The following is a 653-nucleotide window of genomic DNA, read 5'->3' as shown; positions in this document are numbered from 1 at the left end:
GGCTGGATCACCTCCTTACCTATACGACTAACTTAATGTTTGGTCGAAAAATGCTCCTGCATTTTCGACATTCGGTACATCCGTGTACCTTTTGAGTGTTCACACAGATTGCTTGTTTAGCTTCTCTTCGGGGAAGTCAGAGCTAAATGCGCCGCGAGCCGGTACGCATTGTTCTTTAACAATTTGGAAAGCTGATAGTATTTAATTGCATGAGTCTGTCATGTGATTAATTACAAAACGTTTAATGCGCAAGCATTGAACATGAGTTCTCAAACACTTTATTAAGTGTCTTGAATATTCAATAGTAAATTATTCTTTATTGGATAGTTTACGTCTAAGGCGCGTCCACTTCTTTGGTCAGAAGTGAGACAAGTAAAACCAAGCTGGTCGCAATGCGACGCAGRTGAGTGAAACTCATTTGGGTTGTATGGTTAAGCGACTAAGCGTATACGGTGGATGCCTTGGCAGTCAGAGGCGATGAAGGACGTAGTAACTTGCGAAAAGCGTTGGCGAGCTAGTAACAAGCATTTGAGCTAACGATGTCCGAATGGGGGAACCCAGCAGCATAAGCTGTTATCGCAACATGAATACATAGTGTTGCGAGGCGAACGAGGGGAACTGAAACATCTAAGTACCCTTAGGAAAAGAAATCA

1 rRNA gene is annotated in these 653 nt (G+C 42.8%); it reads left to right on the top strand.

The features are described from left to right. Window positions 1-429: 429 nt before the first annotated feature. Window positions 430-653: ribosomal RNA gene (locus L5L91_RS22585) — 23S ribosomal RNA — on the top strand; the annotation flags it as partial.

It is taken from the genome of Shewanella sp. SM55, from assembly GCF_025654025.1.
GTDB classification, from domain to species: domain Bacteria; phylum Pseudomonadota; class Gammaproteobacteria; order Enterobacterales; family Shewanellaceae; genus Shewanella; species Shewanella oncorhynchi.
The sequence above is the reverse complement of the archived record's forward strand: the minus strand, read 5'-3'. Positions and strand labels throughout refer to the sequence as shown.